This is a genomic window from Bacillus sp. FSL M7-1345 (assembly GCF_038006985.1).
In the GTDB taxonomy this organism is placed as follows: Bacteria; Bacillota; Bacilli; order Bacillales; family Bacillaceae_G; genus Bacillus_A; species Bacillus_A cereus_U.
In genome coordinates this window covers 2,463,991-2,481,606 of the sequence record NZ_JBBOWG010000001.1, presented here as the reverse complement: position 1 = coordinate 2,481,606, position 17,616 = coordinate 2,463,991, and the positions used below count along the sequence as shown (strand labels likewise).

The window sequence follows — 17,616 nt, the reverse complement described above, 5'->3', positions numbered from 1 at the left end:
AAATAATAAAGTCCTGTTACTATTACAGGGGATATTCTCTTTTCGTAAGATAAATATATAGAAAAGTCAGAAAAGAGGAACAGAATAAGGGAGGAACAACATGAAGCGTGTTGCTTGGTTTACTGATAGTACAACTGCGAGTTTTACAACAGATGGTGATAACTTTGTTATCCCAATTGAAGTTATTATTGATGGAGTGTCTTATAAGGATTGTGAAGAAGGAGTTCATAAACGTCTTTATGAAGCGTTAAATGATGGAAGAACCGTTACTACTTCGCAACCTAACATAGGGGAAATGGTAGAATTATTTACTAAATGCAAAGAAGAATATGAAGAAGGCTTTGCAGTTGCTATTAGCGGAAAAGTAAGTGGGACCTATCAAAATATGAAGTTAGCTGCTGATATGGCAGGTTTCCCTTTAACTGTATTAGATAGTGAAACGACAAGTTATCCAATGGATGAACTTTTGAGAAAAGCTAAAACGTTATACAATGATGGTATGACTTTACAAGATATACATAAAACATTAGTAGATGAAAAAAGAAGGCCCTTTTATGTATTTCCAAAAAGCCTAAAAGGTTTATATGCAAGTGGTCGAGTAAAGGGAGTTCAATTTTTACTTGGAAGTTTATTAAGTGTCAACTTAATCTTAGAAGTAAAAGGCGGAGAACTTTTACTTGAAAAGAAAGTGCGTAAAATCCAAAAATGTAGAGAATACATTAAAAATGAGCTTGAAAAAGAATTACCTAAAGTACTTCATATGTTCTATGCTAACGATAAAAATGGAGCTGAAGAATGGATTTCAGATATTAAACAAGCATTCCCTGAAATGGATTTCAAACTGTATCCATTGCCAATTTCATTTGCTGTTCATGCAGGTGAAGGAACAATAGCAATTAGTTATTAAGAGTAAAACCCGTGAATAATTCGCGGGTTTTTTATTTTTTTCTATAACAAATATAAAGTATTCATTGAATCTACCCCATACTAAAGATAATTATGTATAGATAGATAAAAGGATTTTCTATGATTAGAAAAGAAGTATTTATAAACAAATATTAAAATGGTAGTGATATTATGAAAATCGGTAAATTTGGAGAAAAAAATAATTTAAGTATAGATACGATTAGACATTATATGGATCTCGGGCTAATTATCCCCGAAAAGAAGGGGGGCCATTATTTTTTTGATGAGTATTGTCAAAAAGATATAGAGCTTATATTAGAGTACAAATGGCTAGGATTTAGTTTGAATGAAATTAAAGAACTTTTTCTTTATAAAAGTTTAGCAAAATCTATGAATTACGAAAAAGATACTTTTTACCAATCTTTATTTAAATTGAAATATGAAAAGATGGAACATGAAATAAAAATTTTAAAGGAAAGAAGAGATAAATTAAAGGCAGCGTTAAATGATTTATCTATAACAACGGAGATTTCTAATTCAATTTTAGGGATAGATTTAAGGGTACTGAATTTTCTTACATGTTTTAAGTGTAGCGAAAATTTAATTCTTCAAGATGGAATTATTAATAGCAATCAAATTATGGAGGGAAAATTAACTTGTAATTGCGGCGAAGAGTATGTTATTACTTCAGGGATTTTAACAGCAGGTAAATCGTTTGAAACGTCTGACAGGGCTTCTTTTGAAGATCCTATTTCAGATTATATCCATGAAACTGATTCTTCTTATTTGGAGAATATACATAGAGCAGGAGAATGGGCGAAAAAGAAACTAAAACAACTAGATTTAAATGACAAGGTACTGCTTGATATAGGATCGGGTTTTGGATTCTTTTTACGAAATATTTATGAAGAGCTGCCAGAAGATTGCTTATATATTGCTGTTGATCGAGATTTGAATAAACTTCTATTTTTAAAAGATGTAATTGAAAGAAGAAACTCCACAAGAAACATTCTTTTTATTTGCGCTGATTTTTTAAGTATACCTATTCAGAACCATTCTGTTGATATTGTAATTGATCAGTCTGGTACAAGTAATTACAGTTTTGAGAATGAAATCTTTTTGCTGCATGAATTAAATTCCCTTTTAAAACCTGATTGTTATTTATTAAGTTCATTTATTTTATTTAAAAATTTCAGCATAAATAGCCAAATTACAACTAGATTTCGAGATAATTTTACGTCTTCAAAAGTGAAGAGAGAAATCCAAAAGCTACAGTTTAATTCCATAGATGAAAGAACTTCAGAATATATAGAACGAGGAGGAAAATACGAGGATTTCTTTGTTCAAGGAGAAGAAATTTATACATATTCATTTTTTGGAAAAAGATGGGGTTAACCCCATCTTTTTTAATTTTTCTTTTAAAAGTTTTTAATACTAGCATATTGATATTGGGTTGACCCGAGAACTTACACTGTACGTAATACAAAGTTAAGCGGGAGGGAAAAGTTATGGAGAGTTTACGAATACAGTTACAAAATGAAAAAAGCAACCAAGAACTAAAAAATATTTGTCTCTATGTAATTGGGAAAACAATATCAATATTTGGTAGCTCTATTTATAGTTTCGCATTAGGATTATATGTTTTACAAATAACCGGATCAGCATTAAGTTTCGCAATTACACTCATTTTAGGAACGATTCCAATGATTGTTATGAATCCATTTGCCGGTGTAATTGCAGATAAAGTTGATAAAAAGAAACTGGTCGTTTGCATGGATTTACTAAGTGGAGGTTTATTAATTGTTACTTATATAGTAAGCAGCAATTATGGATTAAACTTATTCATTATTTATGCTATTACCTTTCTTATGTCGGTATTTACAACATTCTTTGGAATAGGGTTAGAAGCAGCAAAACCAAATATCGTGTCTAAAGAGAGATTAATGAGTATTAACTCTATAAGTAAAATTATCGATTCTGTATCTTTAATTCTCGGTCCTATGTTAGGGGGCATCGTTTTTGCTGTATTAGATATAACAACTTTTATAATTATAAATGGTATTTCATTTATTCTTTCGGGCATATCCATATTGTTTATTCACTTTAAATTGTTCGAGTACAACCTAAATGAGGAATGTTCAAAAAGAGAAATTAATTTTATTAAAGATATAAAGGAGGGATTTTCTTACTTAATTGAAAGGGAAAGCTTAAAAAATACGTTTCGTATTTTAACTTCACTTAATTTCTTCTTAGGTTTTGCTGTAATCGTTCCATTACCGTACATAATAAACACAGTTCTCAATCTTAGTTCGAAGCAATTTGGCATAATTCATGGGACTTTTCCAGTAGGAATGATAGTTGGTGCAATATTAGTAAAAAAGATAACTGATTGTTTTTCTTATTCCTATCTTTTGAAAAAATCAAGTTTTATGTTGGCAATTTTCATGATAATTTCAGGGATTCCAGTTTTATTCAACAGTATTGAAGTAGATAATTTTGTATACGTTACTATGTATTGCATTATTATGTTCTTTTTAGGACTAATGATAGCACTAATTGATATTCCTTTAACTTATTTCATGCAAAAAGAGATTCCCGATGAATATAGGGGAAGAGTGCTCAGTATTGGATTAAGTATAGGTAAAATGATGCAGCCAATAGCACTGGCATTATCAGGTCTATTATTAAATTATATTCCAGCCTACATGCTTCCAATTGCAGGAGGGATAGTATTTCTTATTTTGAATAAGGCTTACTCAAATAAGTTGAATTTAGAAATTCATTCAACAGATTATAGTGTTTAACGTAACTAAATGATATTGTTAAATGTTTAAAAAGCACAGGATCATTATCCTGTGCTTTTCTATCGTAATTCAGCTGTCTTTCTAATAACAATCTTATCAATATCATCTTCTTCATCACCAATAAATAACCCGCGCTCTTTTAAATATGTTTCGAAGTATAAATCTGCTTCTGCACGTTCATCATATGGTTTTACAGATAGAACGAAACCTAATTTATTTTGCTCCTCTAAATGAGAAGTGGAGATGTAAGCCGGTACATTGTGGCGTAAAAAGAGCTCTTTAACCGGAATAATCATATCTTTCATTAATTTCGTTAACATACCCATTTCAAACTCAAAATTAAAGCGATCTATACTAGATAAATCCGCGAATACTACACCAATAAAACCTGTATTAAATACTTCTTGATATTCTACTTCTTCGTTACCGTAAAAATTCTTTTCGATTAAATAATTTATAAAGTAAGCAAACCCATCACTTTGTTCAAACGGTTTTGTTGAAAGAACAAAGCCGATTTTCTTTTGTTTATGTAAATACACACATGACATGTATGCGGAGATATTATGTTCTTTAAATAATGCACTCGTTGCCCCAGATAGACCATCTAGTACGTGATGAACAATTTGAAGTTTTTTACGAGCGAAATAATAGGATTTCTTTTGTAACTCCAATGTATCAATAAAGACAGAGCCGATAAAGCCTGTATTTGAAATAATAGGTGTTTGCTTTTTTCTTCCTCTGCGCTTTGCTTGAGCCATTGTTAAAATCATCCCTTCATGTACAAATAAATCAAAAAGAACGTTTGTTCGTATATTTATATTTTACTATTAAAACGCTCTAAAGTAAAGGGTTTTTGATGAAAAAACAATAAAAAAGACACCTGTAAAAGGTGTCTTAAACGCTGTAGGGAATAGGGTTCATCCCGATTATTTATATTATGATACAGAAACAATCTCTTCTGTATCTTCTACATCTAAATGACAGTCCATAGTACGAACATCTTGATCTTCATGACTTCCGAAATAAATAGTAATTTTCATATGTATCGCTCCTTTATTCTAGGAATACCTAAAATAATTACTAGTAATGTTAATATTTATTATATACCACTTTTTTCATTCCGACAATGTTATATCATTTTTAATTCTTATTATGCTACATCGTGTGATATAAAGGGGTTAAAAAGGGGGATATCATTGATTAAGTGAAATTTCTTATATGTTATATTTAATATAGGAGTTATTAAATTATTACTTTCTATGAAAGGAGCACGATTGATGAATTATCAAAAGTTACTTATAGATAATTTTACATATAAAACTACATATGTTGCTCGACATGTGCAAGGAATGAGTGTAAAGAAAACGAAGGATTATATTGCCGTTAACTGTGGTTTACCTACAGATACATTTAATATTATTACTTTATTAAACAACAACTTAACGGAAGGAAACGAGGAATTATGTGCGGAGATAGAATACTTTAATCAAAAAGGGTTCCCCATGAGTGTTTGGTGTTGGGATGCAAAGCGAGAGAATACACTTAAGAACGAGTTACTAAAACTTAGATTAATAGAAGCAGAAAATAATATTGCAATGGTTGCAGATTTACAAACAATTCTTCCTACAATAGACATACCAGCAGGTTTTACAATACAAAAAGCAACTTCGCCGGTACAAATACAAAAATTTGTCGAAACATTAGCGGCTTTATTCGGTACATCAGCGGAAGGCTCTAATGTTCAATCATACTATAATCAAATTTCTTCTTTAGATTTATGGAATAGCGATGACATGAAACTATACTTAGGTCTTTATAAAGGTGAGGTAGTATCTGTTGGCTCTTTAGTATGTACGAAAGATAGTGTCGGTATTTATGATATTGCGACTAAAGAAGAAATGAGAGGACAAGGATTCGGCTCTACTATGTTTAATTTCTTACTGCAAGAAGCTAAACAACTAAAAAATACGTATTGCGTATTACAAGCTTCACCTGATGGAATAAATATTTATAAAAAATCCGGCTTTCAAGTTGTAGGACAAATGACTGTTTTTGAAAATCGGCATTTATTTGAGTAAATCATCCAAGTCAAATTGTTTTAAATATAGGAGTTAACATACCGTTATGAAAAAAACATCTATAATTACAATCATTTGTTTCTTCACAGTAATAAGCATCTTTGTTTTTCAACAAGTAAATGAACATAATTATATAAAAGCTACTAATCAATCAAATTATATAAAAAACATTGCGCATAGAGGTGCTTCTGCATATGCACCAGAACATACAATAGTGGCTTATACATTAGGACAACAATTAAAAGGTGACTATATAGAAATAAATCTCCAAATGACAAAAGATGGACATTTAATAGCTATGCATGATGAAACATTACACCGTACAACAAACGGTATGGGATTAGTTAAAGAACATACATTAGAAGAAATAAAGAAACTAAATGCAGGATCTTTTTTCAATAAAAAGAATTCCAATTTAGCAAAGGAAGAATTTGAAGGTGCTAAAGTTCCAACACTAGAAGAAATTATTGAAACGTTTGGACATAATGCTAACTATTATATCGAAACAAAATCGCCAGATGAATATCCTAGAATGGAAGAAAAACTATTAGAAATTATTAATCACTACCAAATAAATGATAAAGTTATTATTCAATCATTTAGTGAAGAAAGTCTGCGAAAGGTTCATAATTTAAATGCCAATATACCGCTAGTACAATTATTATCATATAAAAAAGCAGTTCAATTAACAGAATCAGAAATAGAAAAGTATAAAACATACTGCATAGGTCTTGGTATGAATTACAAATATATTGATGCAGCCTACGTAAAAAAAATAAAGAATTATGGATTAGAAGTTCATCCATTTACAGTAGATAATGAAAAAGATATGAAAAAGTTAATTTCTTGGGGCGTCGACGGGATGTTTACTAATTATCCAGATCGTTTGGATACACTTATGCCTTAAAGAAACAGAAATAAAAGGAATCCAAAAGCTTGGATTCCTTTTATTTTTCTTCCATTCCATGTCCTTAGTGCAAAAACAAAATATTCAATTCACTACATAGAATATCAAAATAAATTAGAAACTAACCAAAATGCAATTAATTTTTCCTTTGTTTTTTATATTTTTTTGATACACTGACTACGAGAGGAATACCGATTAACGTCGGTAAAAACCAAAACCATATAGGCGGCAGTAAATTAATAATGGGAATATGAATTCCGATGTTTACTAAAAGTGCGGTAACGGCACCGATATAGGAGCCTAACATACCTCTAATATGGTGATGAATCCAATTTTTCCAACGCTTTTTTCCTGCAAGATAGCCATAAATCGCAAATGAATAAGAGAAAATTGCTACATAAAATAAATATGCGATTTTATCCCAATTTATAATAGACAATATAATTGCAGTAAGAGTTATTACAACATAGGATGCATGATATATTTCGCCCCATTCCGTATGTTTCCCTTTCTTTTTTTGAGCAAGCATAGCTACAATTCCCGTAATTAAACATATGGTTCCAAATAATATGTGAATGGTCAAAAGAATATTGAAAATGCTCATAATAATTCCTCCTTTTTATTTTTATAGTATTGCAGTATAGGAGAAAAGTTGAATAACATTGTTAGTTCGACTTAATATATTGAAATAAGGGTATCTTTTGTGCAAGCGCTAAAGATTGACGGTGATTCTTATAAAGAACTCATTTTATTAGGACACGAGATGAGATTGTGGTAAATAAGATATAACAAAAATCCTCTTTACATTAAAGAGGATTTTTGTTATTCCATCAACTCACTAATCAATTCACTTAATATATAAATACCTTGAGTAAATTGTTCAGGAGAAGCATAGCCATACGATAAACGAATGTACTGATCTGATTTCTCTTCATAAATTCGTCCCGGATTTAAAAGAATTCCCTTTGATAATGCTTCTGAAAACAGTTTTTTCATCGGAATGTTAGGTATCACCCTTAGCCATATAAAAAATCCGCCGCTAAGAATATCCCACGTGGCAATATCTGCACAATACTTATTTAAGGCTTGTATCATTATTCGTCTTCGCTCTTTTAGGTGAATCCTTACGTTTGCTACGTGCTCCTCATAAAAAACTTTGATTAACCATTCTGCAGCAACTCTTTGAGATAAAGAACTTGATCCATAGTCATATAGAAGTTACTTTGAGTATTATATATTTAGGTGTGTTCCCGACAGTACTTCCATATATTGCATTAGCATATATTACATCTCATTCCAGTGCTTCTGAAGCAACAAGTTCTTTATATTTAACACCAGTAGCTGCATGTATTATCGCTTGGATATGGTTAGGTGAGGTGCCAACTTTTGTTTCGATAGTTGGAGGGGTAATTACTATATTAGGGGTTATAATTACTCATTTAACATTTAAAAAAGATAATTATAAACAAATCGAGAGCGGAAAATATCTATAATAAATAGCATTAGAATTAGATGAAAAAGAATTTATTCGAGACTTTATAAAAATAATGCTATAAGGTGCTGTCGAAAAAGGGAATCATTTCACTCCGTTGAATATAAAAGATAAATTCTTTTTTAAAGGAGCTTAAAATAGTGAACGTCCAATTAAAAATTGTTACGAGAGAAAATTGGGAAGACGCATTGAAATTACAAGTTAAAGAAAATCAAATGCAATTTGTTCCGGCAGTGGCAGTATCACTTGCTAAAGTATACATAAAACCAGATGGTGAAAATGTCGAATATGTTCCATTCGCTATATATGATGGCGACCTTATAGTTGGTTTTATTATGCACGCTTATGTACGAGAATCAACAAATATGTATTGGATTAACGGATTTATCGTTGATGAAAAAGAGCAAGGAAAAGGATATGGAAAAGCAGCATTAAAGGAAATCATTAACTTAATGAAAAATAACTTTAAAGAGTGTGAGGAAATTAGATTAACTGTCCATAAAGATAATATTTCTGCAAAAAAACTATATAAATATTATGGTTTTAAACCATTAGGAAATGTATACGACGGTGAGGAAATATATCGCTTATTGTTGTTGAAATAAAGATGTACTATTTTGAATAGAGTTATATCTTGTATTTATGGTGAAAAAGAAAAGAACATCTAGAATTGAAAGATCGATTAAGAAACTGCTTAGAAACAATAAGTTGTTCTGTTTTAGATCCAAATTGCGGAGAAGTGGTGTTACTAAGTTATATAAATTATTGCAAGCAGAATTCACACAATTATTTAAACATTTTATTATAAAACAGTATTTATATATACTTAAACTATCATTAATAAAAACATCATGGGAGGAACTAATATGAAAGAAAGTAATAAAAAGGAGTTGTCACTAGAGCAACGTGAAGAATTACTACAAACATTGAAAGATCGTTTTGAGAATCATATGAACCGCCATAACGACCTAGAATGGACTAATGTTCAAGAAAAGCTGGATGCTAATACTGAAAAATTGTGGTCACTCAATGAAATGGAAAGAACTGGTGGCGAACCTGATGTTGTTGATTTTGATAAAGAAAAAGGCGAATACATTTTTTATGATTGTTCAGCAGAAAGTCCTAAAGGTCGTAGAAGTGTTTGTTATGACCTTGAAGCGCTAGAATCAAGAAAGAAACATAAACCAGAAAATAACGCTATTGATATGGCAACTGCTATGGGCATTGAACTATTAACGGAAGAAGAATATCGTGCGTTGCATAATCTTGAAAATTTCGATATGAAGACGTCGAGTTGGGTGCAAACACCTTCTGACATTAGAGAACTTGGCGGTGCCCTTTTTTGCGATTATCGCTTTGGACACGTCTTTGTGTATCACAATGGGGCAGAATCTTACTATGCCGCAAGAGGCTTTCGTGGTTCGTTAAGAGTCTAAAATTTGTACAGGCAGGTAAATTTGAAATAGAGAATAGATTTGCTTAGGGAAAAGTAGTGATTGCATACTTTAGCTACGGCTTCGATTTTGAGGCCGCAAAGAATAGGGCTAATCAAACCTTATTGTAAAAGAATGAATCAACTAAAAATATTAAGAGTATGTTTTGATAATTTTTTTCATAAACATACTCTTTTTTAGAATCATGTATCAAAATTATTAGTTTTAATTAAATTATAAACGAAAACATGTACAATGTTCTCTTGCAGTTATTAATAATGTTCATCCATATGAAACACCTATGATTTATATTATCTCGCTTTTAAATGACAATTTTCGAGCAAGTATAAAGTGAATGATTAGGAGGAATACAAAATGAAAAGTAAATTCCATCATATTGTACGAGCTATCATGATAAAAGATGAAAAATTACTAGTTGCTGAATACATAGGACATCACTATTTTTTACCCGGTGGCCATGTTGAAATTGGAGAATCAGCAGAGAATGCACTACTAAGAGAGTTGCGAGAAGAACTTGGAGTAACTTGCAGTGTAAAACAATTTTTAGGCGTCATAGAAAATCAATGGCAAGCCAAAGAAACCCTCCACCATGAAATTAACCACATTTTTGAAATAGATTCAAATGAGTTAAAATCCGATTTCACTCCAATATCTAAAGAGTCCCATTTAGCATTTCACTGGATTGATTTTAATAAAGAAAATATAAATTCCTATACAATAATGCCGACACCTTCAGTAAAAGAATTACTAGAAATAAAATTAAGTGATGAACTATTAACTTGCTGGATTAGTAACTTTTAATTGTCTCTATTTATATTAATTCCGTCCACTAAAAGAATATAAAGAAAATAGGCTCATAAACAAGGTACATCACCTAGTGTAAAGTCATATTTTGTTGATGTACGCATTTAGTCTATAGCCTTATTTCTACTTTATTTTTAAAAGTAAATAAACTCGAAAATTTGGACGGAATTTACATTTGTAAATGGAGGGTTTCATAATGAATGAGTTTCAACAAGAACTACAAGCGTTAAACCTTAATGCTTATCAACCTGGTAATGTTGTGTATTGGGATCAGCAACAAAATCAATATCCATATTACTACATTCAAGACGATGCACGTCGTTGTGGCGGATGCGGTGGCGGCGGACGTTGTGGCGGTGGCGGTTGTGGTGGTCGCTGTGGTGGTTGTGGCGGCGGACGTTGCGGCGGTTGTGTAGGTTGTGTAGGCTGCGTTGGTTGTTTCAGCTGTTCTAATTGCTGGAACTGGTGGATTATTTAAGTATTATAAATCTATAATATTTCACATGAAAGAAAAGTGCAGATGCAAAGTTATAATGTATTGAAACTTTTCTTTCATGCTGTCATTTTTATATGTTTTAGGGGGATATTTATTTGTACAAATATGAAAAATTAATTTCATGGGTAGAAAACATTAAAGAGACAAATCAAAGTTCTGCGGCAGCACTTTGTATTATTAAAGATAATAAGATTGTGCTCGAGCATTATAGTGGAACGCATTCAAATATTTCTACTAGTAAAAAAGTAAACATATCTTCACAGTTCAATGTCGCTTCCGCAAGAAAAAGCTATTTAGGATTAATGGTAGCTTATGCAGTTTATGAGGGGAAAATAAAATCACTTGATGACGAGGCAGTAAATTCTTTTGAAAAACCTGATCCTTCATTACTCGGTAAAACAACGATAAGACATTTAGTAACTCATTCACACGGTTTAAATGAAACTAATGATGGGACAGTTTTTCGTGAGTTTGAGCCGGGACAAGCTTGGGCGTACAGAGATATTAATGTAAGAATGGTCACGCAGCTTATTTATCAGCTGTATAATAAGAGTTTTCCTGAACTATTAAAGGAGCGTGTATTCATACCTGCTGATTTCAAAGAAACTGGATGGAGAATAAAGCAAGATGATAATTTAGTTAAGGTTGTTGTAAATCCAAATGAAGATGCCATAAATAGTGTTGGTACAGTAGATGACGGCTCCGAGAAAAATTTGTTTGTCTCTGCGAGAGAATTTGCATACTGGGGGAACCTGCATTTAAATAACGGGTTTTTAAATGGTAAACAAATTGTCCCAAAAGAAGTTATAGCACTTGCTACGAGCTTACAAAGTCCAGAGTATACAAATAAAGAACTACCTCAAAACGGGTTGTTTTGGTTCGTCCAAAATGAACCTGCTTTATTTAGCGAACTTGGTGAGCGAGTTCCGAAAGATTCTTATCAAATATTAGGAATTACAGGACCAACGATATTAGTCATTCCAGAATATAATGTCGTCGTTGCTAAAATGTACAATAAAAGATACAACTATGGTGGAGATAATTATTTATATTATTTACGTGAATTTAGCAATTTAGTCGCTGATACATTTAGCAGCAGTAAAAATAATATGGTTAGGGCATAACTACTCCTATAATAAAAAGGAGTGAATTTTAATGAAAAATGAAGTGAATAAAAATAAAAAGCAAAATATAAAGGATGTAAACACAGAACAAAACGCGATTTATAGCGATCCGAAAGATGCAGCTAATATGCAAACTGTTCCGCAACCGAAAGACTTCGAGGAAATTGAATATTAATTTTCTCTCCGACTTATTTATGAAAGAAAAATACGTCTTAAGTCTCATCACTTTCAGCAAATTATTTGATAACATATGTACATAAGCATTCGAAAATGTCTTATCTTAACAAAGCTTTCTTTAAATGCTGTATATAACCTACAAAAAGACACTTCTTGACGAAGTGTCTTTTTGTGTAAGCTAACTTAATTTCCATTTTCCGTACAGTATCTTGCAATTTATCATGGATATACTAACTGTGAAAATTCATGTCATGATAAAAGAAGGGGACAGTTAGTATGAAACAAACATCTATAAATCCGTTGTTAATTGTTCTAGGTACAATCATTGTTCAAATTGGCCTAGGAACAATTTACACATGGAGTTTATTTAATCAACCCCTTGTAAGTAAGTTTGGATGGAACCTCAATTCAGTCGCGATCACTTTCTCAATTACGAGTTTTTCTTTATCATTCTCAACTCTATTTGCAGGAAAGCTACAACAAAAATTTGGACTTCGTAAACTGATCGCTACAGCTGGAATTGTTTTAGGACTCGGTTTAATACTTAGTTCACAAGTTTCCTCATTACCATTACTTTATTTATTAGCCGGTGTTGTCGTTGGATATGCTGATGGAACAGCATATATTACATCACTATCTAATTTAATTAAATGGTTTCCAAACCGTAAAGGGCTTATTTCTGGTATATCTGTTTCAGCATATGGAATGGGTAGCTTAATTTTTAGATATGTAAACGGAAATCTTATCGATAGTCTTGGTGTATCACAAGCATTTTTATATTGGGGTATTATCGTCTTACTTTTAGTATTAATCGGATCGTTCTTCTTACGTGAAGCAATTGTAAGTAACACCGCAACTGAAACATTACACAATGACTATACTCCGCGTGAAATGATGCGAACTAAACAAGTATATTTCTTGTTTTTCATGCTATTTACTTCCTGTATGGGTGGTTTATATTTAATCGGTATGGTAAAAGACATTGGGGTGCAGCTCGTTGGTCTTAGTGCAGCGACTGCCGCTAATGCCGTCGCAATGATTGCAATCTTTAATACAATAGGTAGAATTATTCTTGGAACGTTATCAGATAAAATAGGTCGGTTAAAAATCGTCTCTGCTACATTTATTATTATTGGATTGTCCGTCTTCACTTTAAGTTTCATTCCACTAAATTACGGGATTTATTTTGCTTGTGTAGCAAGTGTTGCCTTTTGCTTTGGTGGTAACATCACCATCTTCCCAGCAATTGTGGGAGACTTCTTCGGATTAAAAAACCATAGTACAAACTACGGGATTGTTTACCAAGGTTTCGGATTTGGTGCACTTGCAGGATCATTCATTGGGGCACTACTTGGTGGATTTCAACCAACCTTCATTACAATCGGTGTTCTATGTGTTATATCTTTCGTTATCTCTATAGTAATCCGCCCTCCAAATGCAGAAAAGGAGAAGGAAATCAAATCGTTAAATCGAAAAATAGCTTAATGCTAAGAAAGAGTCCTTATACTAGGGCTCTTTTGCTTTACAAAAAAATGTATAAATAATGGATGACATTCAAAAAATCTAATTTTATCCTTGTACTTATTTCATAATCTAACATTAAAGAAGATAGGACATTCCGATTATTAAATTGAATAAATAATGTAAAGGGGCGTGATAGTTAAAATGCAAATAGTAAAGCAATGGGTACAAGAAGATAGTGATTACATAAGAGAAAAAGTAATTGAATATAACCAAAAACAACTTTCAAATGAAGAAAAAACACCTTCAGAAAAGATTAGTTTTATAGTAAAAAATGAAAAAGAAGAAATAGTAGGAGGGATAACGGCAATCACATTTTGGCACCATGTACATGTTGACTTTCTATGGGTTTCTGAAGAATACAGGCACGAAGGTTACGGAAGCAATTTAATGAATCTTATTGAAGAATTTGCAATTAAAAAAGAATGTAGGCTAATCAAATTAGATACTTTTAGTTTCCAAGCCCCTAATTTTTATAAGAAGCATGGGTATAAAGTGATAGGGGTAAGTGAAGATCATCCTAAAGGACATAATCATTACTATTTAGAAAAAAGGTTATAAATGAATCATTAAAGAGTGTATTATGATTAATCTTTTTCAAAATATGCTCTTTTCTTTTGTGTGTCTATGAACACGATATCGTTTCGTATTAGTTATTTACTCAAATTACTTTTTATGAATCCAAACAATTTAATGATAGAATAAAATAAAGACAGAAAATTTTTACCATTCAAGGGGGTTACATATGAAAAAAGTAAATGTTACATACGCACTTCTATATGATGAAACTCATGAAAAGCTATTAATGGTTAAAAACAAAGGGAAAAATGGTTCTTATTACACTTTACCAGGTGGAGCAGTTAAATTCGGGGAAACGTTAGAAGAGGCAGCAATTCGTGAAGTAAAAGAAGAAACAGGGCTAGATATATCCGTAAAAGGGGTTTGTTCCATTAGTGAAGCCTTTTTTGAGGAGAGAGGACATCATGCAATCTTCTTTAATTTTTTAGGAGAAATAATCGGAGGGAAAATCTGTATATCACGGCCAAAAGAGATTGAAGAGATTACCTGGATGGAATTGGATTCAGCAGAACCTTATTTACGTATACCAGAACACTTAAAAAGCCTTTTACAAAAGAAAGAAACAGTTCCTTATATTTTTAATGGAACTATTATTCATCAATCTTCATAAAGATAGTATTTCATTTAAGGCGGGGGAAAAATGGAGTTTATCGTTAATCACAAACAATCTACACAAGCTCTTTCAGAAGTAAGTAAAGCTATCTCAGCAAAAAATTTAATTCCTATATTATCCAGTATAAAAATAACAGCAGATCAATCTGGAATTACTTTAATCGCAAGTAATTCGAATATTTTCATTGAAAAATTCATACCTATTTCAATTGAAGACGAACAAATTGCAACTATTTTAAAAGCAGGGAGTATTGTTGTACCTGCAAAGTATTTCATTGAAGTTATTAAGAAAATGCCAAGTGAGATTTTAATAAAAAGTATGAATGAGCAATTGATTACAATTCAATCAGATGAAATTACTTTACACTTAAATGGACTCTCGGCAAATGAGTTTCCGAATGTACCACTTATAGACAATCATACAGAAATACAAGTAGAAACAGAGCAATTGATTGAAGTATTTAAACAAACTGTCTTTGCAGCAGCTAAAAATGAATCTAGACCCGTTCTTACTGGCGTACATTTCGTTATTGATCATAACAAATTAATTTGTGCTGCTACTGATTCGCACAGACTGGCTTTACGTGAAATAACCATTTCTTCACATGCGAAATTGAATTGCGTTGTACCAAGTTCCACTATTAGTGAATTACTAAAATTAATGAACAGTAATTCAAATTTAGTATACATATATCTTTCAGAGAGTCACATTATCTTTAAATTCGGTACAAATACATTGTATTCAAGGCTTATTGAAGGGAAATATCCTAATATATCCGGCCTAATTCCAAATGAATCCCAAACGGTTATTAATATAGATAGAAAACAGATTTTACAAGGTGTAGATCGGTCAAGTTTATTAGCTAGTGAATGGGCAAACAACAACGTTAACTTAGAAATCATTGACGCATCCACAATACAAATCTCTTCTAACGCTTCTCAGATTGGTAAAATATCCGAGACACAACAAATAGATGCTATTCAAGGTGAAAAGCAATTAAATATATCTTTCGATGGACGATATATGGTCGATACTTTAAAAGCAATAAAAGAAGATAGAGTTACTTTAAGTTTTGGCGGTTCCATGAGACCGATATTAATTGAAGCAGGTGAACAATCTGCAGCAGTATATTTAATATCGCCTGTTAGAACTTATTAAGAACAAAAGAAGGAATTAAATTATGTACAAGCATACTTTATGTTTTATAAAAAGAAATGAAGAGATACTTATGTTAAATAGAGAATATGACCCTGTAAAAGGATTATGGAATGGGGTAGGAGGGAAGATAGAAAAAGGAGAAACAAATATAGATGTTGAACAAAATCAAATTCAATTTAAAGGCATTATTAAATGGGAGGATTCCTCATATTCTGGTGGCATGTATGTCTATTTAGTAGAGCTACTTAATGAATTTACATATCACACTCCAAAAAAAGTCTCAGAAGGAATTCTAGATTGGAAAGAGGTATCTTGGATTCTAAGTGACTATAATTACGGCGTAGGAGAGATGATACCTAAATTTTTAACTGAAGTACTTTATAATGAATTAATATTAGAGCACTCTTGCGTTTTATCAAATCATAAATTAGTAGATTATGAGAATAAAGAATTAGCTAAGCTAAGCAAACCAGCCCAGCCCAATAGATTCAATACATAAATTAGTGCAAGCATGAACAGAAAATAGTTAGTGTAATCGAAATGTAACTAAAGATAAATTTTAACGTGAGGGTGAGTATTATGAAGAAAATAATCGCTTTACTCTTAGGTATTGTTCTAATTACTTTTGCTTTTTTTCATTACAATAAAGAAAGTTTAGTTCAAAATGATAAACTGTTTGTTGAAGACTTTAAAGGTAAAAATGATTCAAATAAAATTCAAGCAACTATTAATAAAGCAGAATCAAGTAAAATTAAAACGGTTTTGCTCGATGATAAAAAGTATAAAATCACTTCACCAATTATCGTTAAACAAGGTGTAAAACTATTATTCGGTTATGGAACACAATTTGTTGTAGAGGGCAACTTTAGGGTTCTGGAACTAGAAAAAAATGCTTCTATTGAAGGAGCTTATATAGCTATTGACGATCCTAAATTTAATTCTGAAGTTATATATTTAGACGGCAAAAATAAGTACTATAACACTTGGAACAAAACACAAGTAAAAGATATTAACATTATCAATTGGACGGAAACGAACAAAGGTACAGGGATTTCTTTATACTCCGGTGGCAAAGAAAATGAGATTTCGTTTGTTAACTTCGAAAACATTAAAGTAGCAGGAATGGAAACAGGGCTAAAATTAGTAGCGAAAAAACCGAAAGCTGGACATTCCTGGATAAATGCCAACCGTTTTATGAACTTCTCTCTAGAGGATTGTGTAAATATGATTTATATGGATAGTAATTTAACTACGCCAAATGAGATTAGCGGGAATCAATTTACAAATCTACAAATACAACCTTCAAGTAAAACAAAAAATATTTTAAGGGTGAGTGGACAGCATAACGAGTTCAATGGAATGGTGTGGGATTTAAATAAAATTAATCACGAAAACGAACTCATTGAACTAACTGATAAGAGCATGAATACAGTCATTGATATTACCTCCGTGCCGACAAGTAGAGTTTTAGATAGCGGGAAAGCAAATATAGTAAAGTAGTAA

Annotated in this window: 19 protein-coding genes and 3 pseudogenes; 19 read left to right on the top strand and 3 right to left on the bottom strand. The window is 31.5% G+C overall.

All coding sequences use genetic code 11. From position 1 onward, the window contains the following. Positions 1 to 100: 100 nt before the first annotated feature. From MHB76_RS12815 to MHB76_RS12805, 3 genes are all read left to right on the top strand, one after another. Positions 101 to 907 (top strand): DegV family protein, encoded by an 807-nt coding sequence (locus MHB76_RS12815; RefSeq protein WP_002013192.1) that lies wholly within the window; start codon positions 101 to 103, stop codon positions 905 to 907. Between the two features lie 170 nt (positions 908 to 1,077). After that, the gene (locus MHB76_RS12810; RefSeq protein WP_078173634.1) at positions 1,078 to 2,301 is read left to right on the top strand and encodes a methyltransferase domain-containing protein; all 1,224 of its coding nucleotides are present in this window, start codon (positions 1,078 to 1,080) and stop codon (positions 2,299 to 2,301) included. A gap of 113 nt (positions 2,302 to 2,414) precedes the next feature. Then, positions 2,415 to 3,710, top strand: coding sequence for an MFS transporter (locus MHB76_RS12805; protein WP_078173635.1), 1,296 nt, complete (start codon positions 2,415 to 2,417; stop codon positions 3,708 to 3,710). Between the two features lie 59 nt (positions 3,711 to 3,769). Here MHB76_RS12805 and MHB76_RS12800 read toward each other — a convergent pair whose 3' ends face one another. Further along, a complete protein-coding gene (locus MHB76_RS12800) occupies positions 3,770 to 4,468 on the bottom strand; it encodes a hypothetical protein (RefSeq protein WP_016104985.1) in 699 nt (232 codons plus the stop codon). A gap of 519 nt (positions 4,469 to 4,987) precedes the next feature. On the opposite strand from MHB76_RS12800, the gene MHB76_RS12795 reads away from it, so the two are divergent. Further along, entirely contained in the window at positions 4,988 to 5,788 is an 801-nt protein-coding gene (locus MHB76_RS12795) for a GNAT family N-acetyltransferase (RefSeq protein ID WP_340986729.1), read from the top strand. A 46-nt stretch (positions 5,789 to 5,834) separates the two neighbouring features. Next, positions 5,835 to 6,695, top strand: a complete 861-nt coding sequence (locus MHB76_RS12790; protein ID WP_340986725.1) for a glycerophosphodiester phosphodiesterase — start codon at positions 5,835 to 5,837, stop codon at positions 6,693 to 6,695. A gap of 136 nt (positions 6,696 to 6,831) precedes the next feature. Here the strand turns inward: MHB76_RS12790 and MHB76_RS12785 are convergent, their stop codons facing one another. Further along, on the bottom strand, positions 6,832 to 7,299 hold the full coding sequence (locus tag MHB76_RS12785) for a DUF2306 domain-containing protein (protein ID WP_002161613.1): 468 nt from the start codon (positions 7,297 to 7,299) through the stop codon (positions 6,832 to 6,834). A gap of 96 nt (positions 7,300 to 7,395) precedes the next feature. On the opposite strand from MHB76_RS12785, the pseudogene MHB76_RS12780 reads away from it, so the two are divergent. Then, positions 7,396 to 7,473 (top strand): annotated as a pseudogene (locus MHB76_RS12780) (DUF4269 domain-containing protein); the annotation flags it as partial. Positions 7,474 to 7,517: 44 nt separating this feature from the next. Here MHB76_RS12780 and MHB76_RS12775 read toward each other — a convergent pair. Continuing rightward, positions 7,518 to 7,904, bottom strand: a pseudogene (locus MHB76_RS12775) (aminotransferase class I/II-fold pyridoxal phosphate-dependent enzyme); the annotation flags it as partial. Positions 7,905 to 7,906: 2 nt separating this feature from the next. Here MHB76_RS12775 and MHB76_RS12770 point away from each other — a divergent pair. The 13 genes and pseudogenes from MHB76_RS12770 to MHB76_RS12710 form a co-directional block, all read left to right on the top strand. Then, positions 7,907 to 8,188 (top strand): annotated as a pseudogene (locus MHB76_RS12770) (EamA family transporter); the annotation flags it as partial. 139 nt (positions 8,189 to 8,327) lie between these two features. Further along, complete coding sequence (locus MHB76_RS12765) at positions 8,328 to 8,792, top strand: GNAT family N-acetyltransferase (RefSeq protein ID WP_340986724.1); 465 nt, start codon at positions 8,328 to 8,330, stop codon at positions 8,790 to 8,792. Between the two features lie 261 nt (positions 8,793 to 9,053). Then, positions 9,054 to 9,623: a DUF4256 domain-containing protein gene (locus tag MHB76_RS12760; protein ID WP_176107980.1), complete on the top strand. Its 570-nt coding sequence runs from the start codon at positions 9,054 to 9,056 to the stop codon at positions 9,621 to 9,623. 372 nt (positions 9,624 to 9,995) lie between these two features. Beyond that, the gene (locus tag MHB76_RS12755) at positions 9,996 to 10,442 is read left to right on the top strand and encodes an NUDIX domain-containing protein (protein ID WP_199709847.1); all 447 of its coding nucleotides are present in this window, start codon (positions 9,996 to 9,998) and stop codon (positions 10,440 to 10,442) included. Positions 10,443 to 10,641: 199 nt separating this feature from the next. Continuing rightward, a complete protein-coding gene (locus MHB76_RS12750) occupies positions 10,642 to 10,923 on the top strand; it encodes a heterocycloanthracin/sonorensin family bacteriocin (RefSeq protein ID WP_002065695.1) in 282 nt (93 codons plus the stop codon). A gap of 113 nt (positions 10,924 to 11,036) precedes the next feature. Then, the gene (locus MHB76_RS12745) at positions 11,037 to 12,065 is read left to right on the top strand and encodes a serine hydrolase domain-containing protein (RefSeq protein ID WP_078173641.1); all 1,029 of its coding nucleotides are present in this window, start codon (positions 11,037 to 11,039) and stop codon (positions 12,063 to 12,065) included. Positions 12,066 to 12,096: 31 nt separating this feature from the next. Further along, positions 12,097 to 12,240, top strand: coding sequence for a hypothetical protein (locus MHB76_RS12740; RefSeq protein ID WP_002013225.1), 144 nt, complete (start codon positions 12,097 to 12,099; stop codon positions 12,238 to 12,240). A gap of 278 nt (positions 12,241 to 12,518) precedes the next feature. Beyond that, the gene (locus MHB76_RS12735; protein WP_002161621.1) at positions 12,519 to 13,727 is read left to right on the top strand and encodes an L-lactate MFS transporter; all 1,209 of its coding nucleotides are present in this window, start codon (positions 12,519 to 12,521) and stop codon (positions 13,725 to 13,727) included. 180 nt (positions 13,728 to 13,907) lie between these two features. Further along, the gene (locus MHB76_RS12730; RefSeq protein WP_016104977.1) at positions 13,908 to 14,324 is read left to right on the top strand and encodes a GNAT family N-acetyltransferase; all 417 of its coding nucleotides are present in this window, start codon (positions 13,908 to 13,910) and stop codon (positions 14,322 to 14,324) included. A 184-nt stretch (positions 14,325 to 14,508) separates the two neighbouring features. Further along, complete coding sequence (locus MHB76_RS12725; RefSeq protein ID WP_078173642.1) at positions 14,509 to 14,952, top strand: NUDIX hydrolase; 444 nt, start codon at positions 14,509 to 14,511, stop codon at positions 14,950 to 14,952. Positions 14,953 to 14,982: 30 nt separating this feature from the next. Then, positions 14,983 to 16,113 (top strand): DNA polymerase III subunit beta, encoded by a 1,131-nt coding sequence (dnaN, locus tag MHB76_RS12720; protein ID WP_340986722.1) that lies wholly within the window; start codon positions 14,983 to 14,985, stop codon positions 16,111 to 16,113. A gap of 22 nt (positions 16,114 to 16,135) precedes the next feature. Further along, positions 16,136 to 16,612: an NUDIX hydrolase gene (locus tag MHB76_RS12715; protein ID WP_078173644.1), complete on the top strand. Its 477-nt coding sequence runs from the start codon at positions 16,136 to 16,138 to the stop codon at positions 16,610 to 16,612. A gap of 80 nt (positions 16,613 to 16,692) precedes the next feature. Then, positions 16,693 to 17,613 carry a hypothetical protein gene (locus MHB76_RS12710; protein ID WP_078173645.1) on the top strand — a complete coding sequence of 307 codons (921 nt, stop codon included), beginning with the start codon at positions 16,693 to 16,695 and terminating at the stop codon, positions 17,611 to 17,613. Positions 17,614 to 17,616 lie beyond the last annotated feature (3 nt).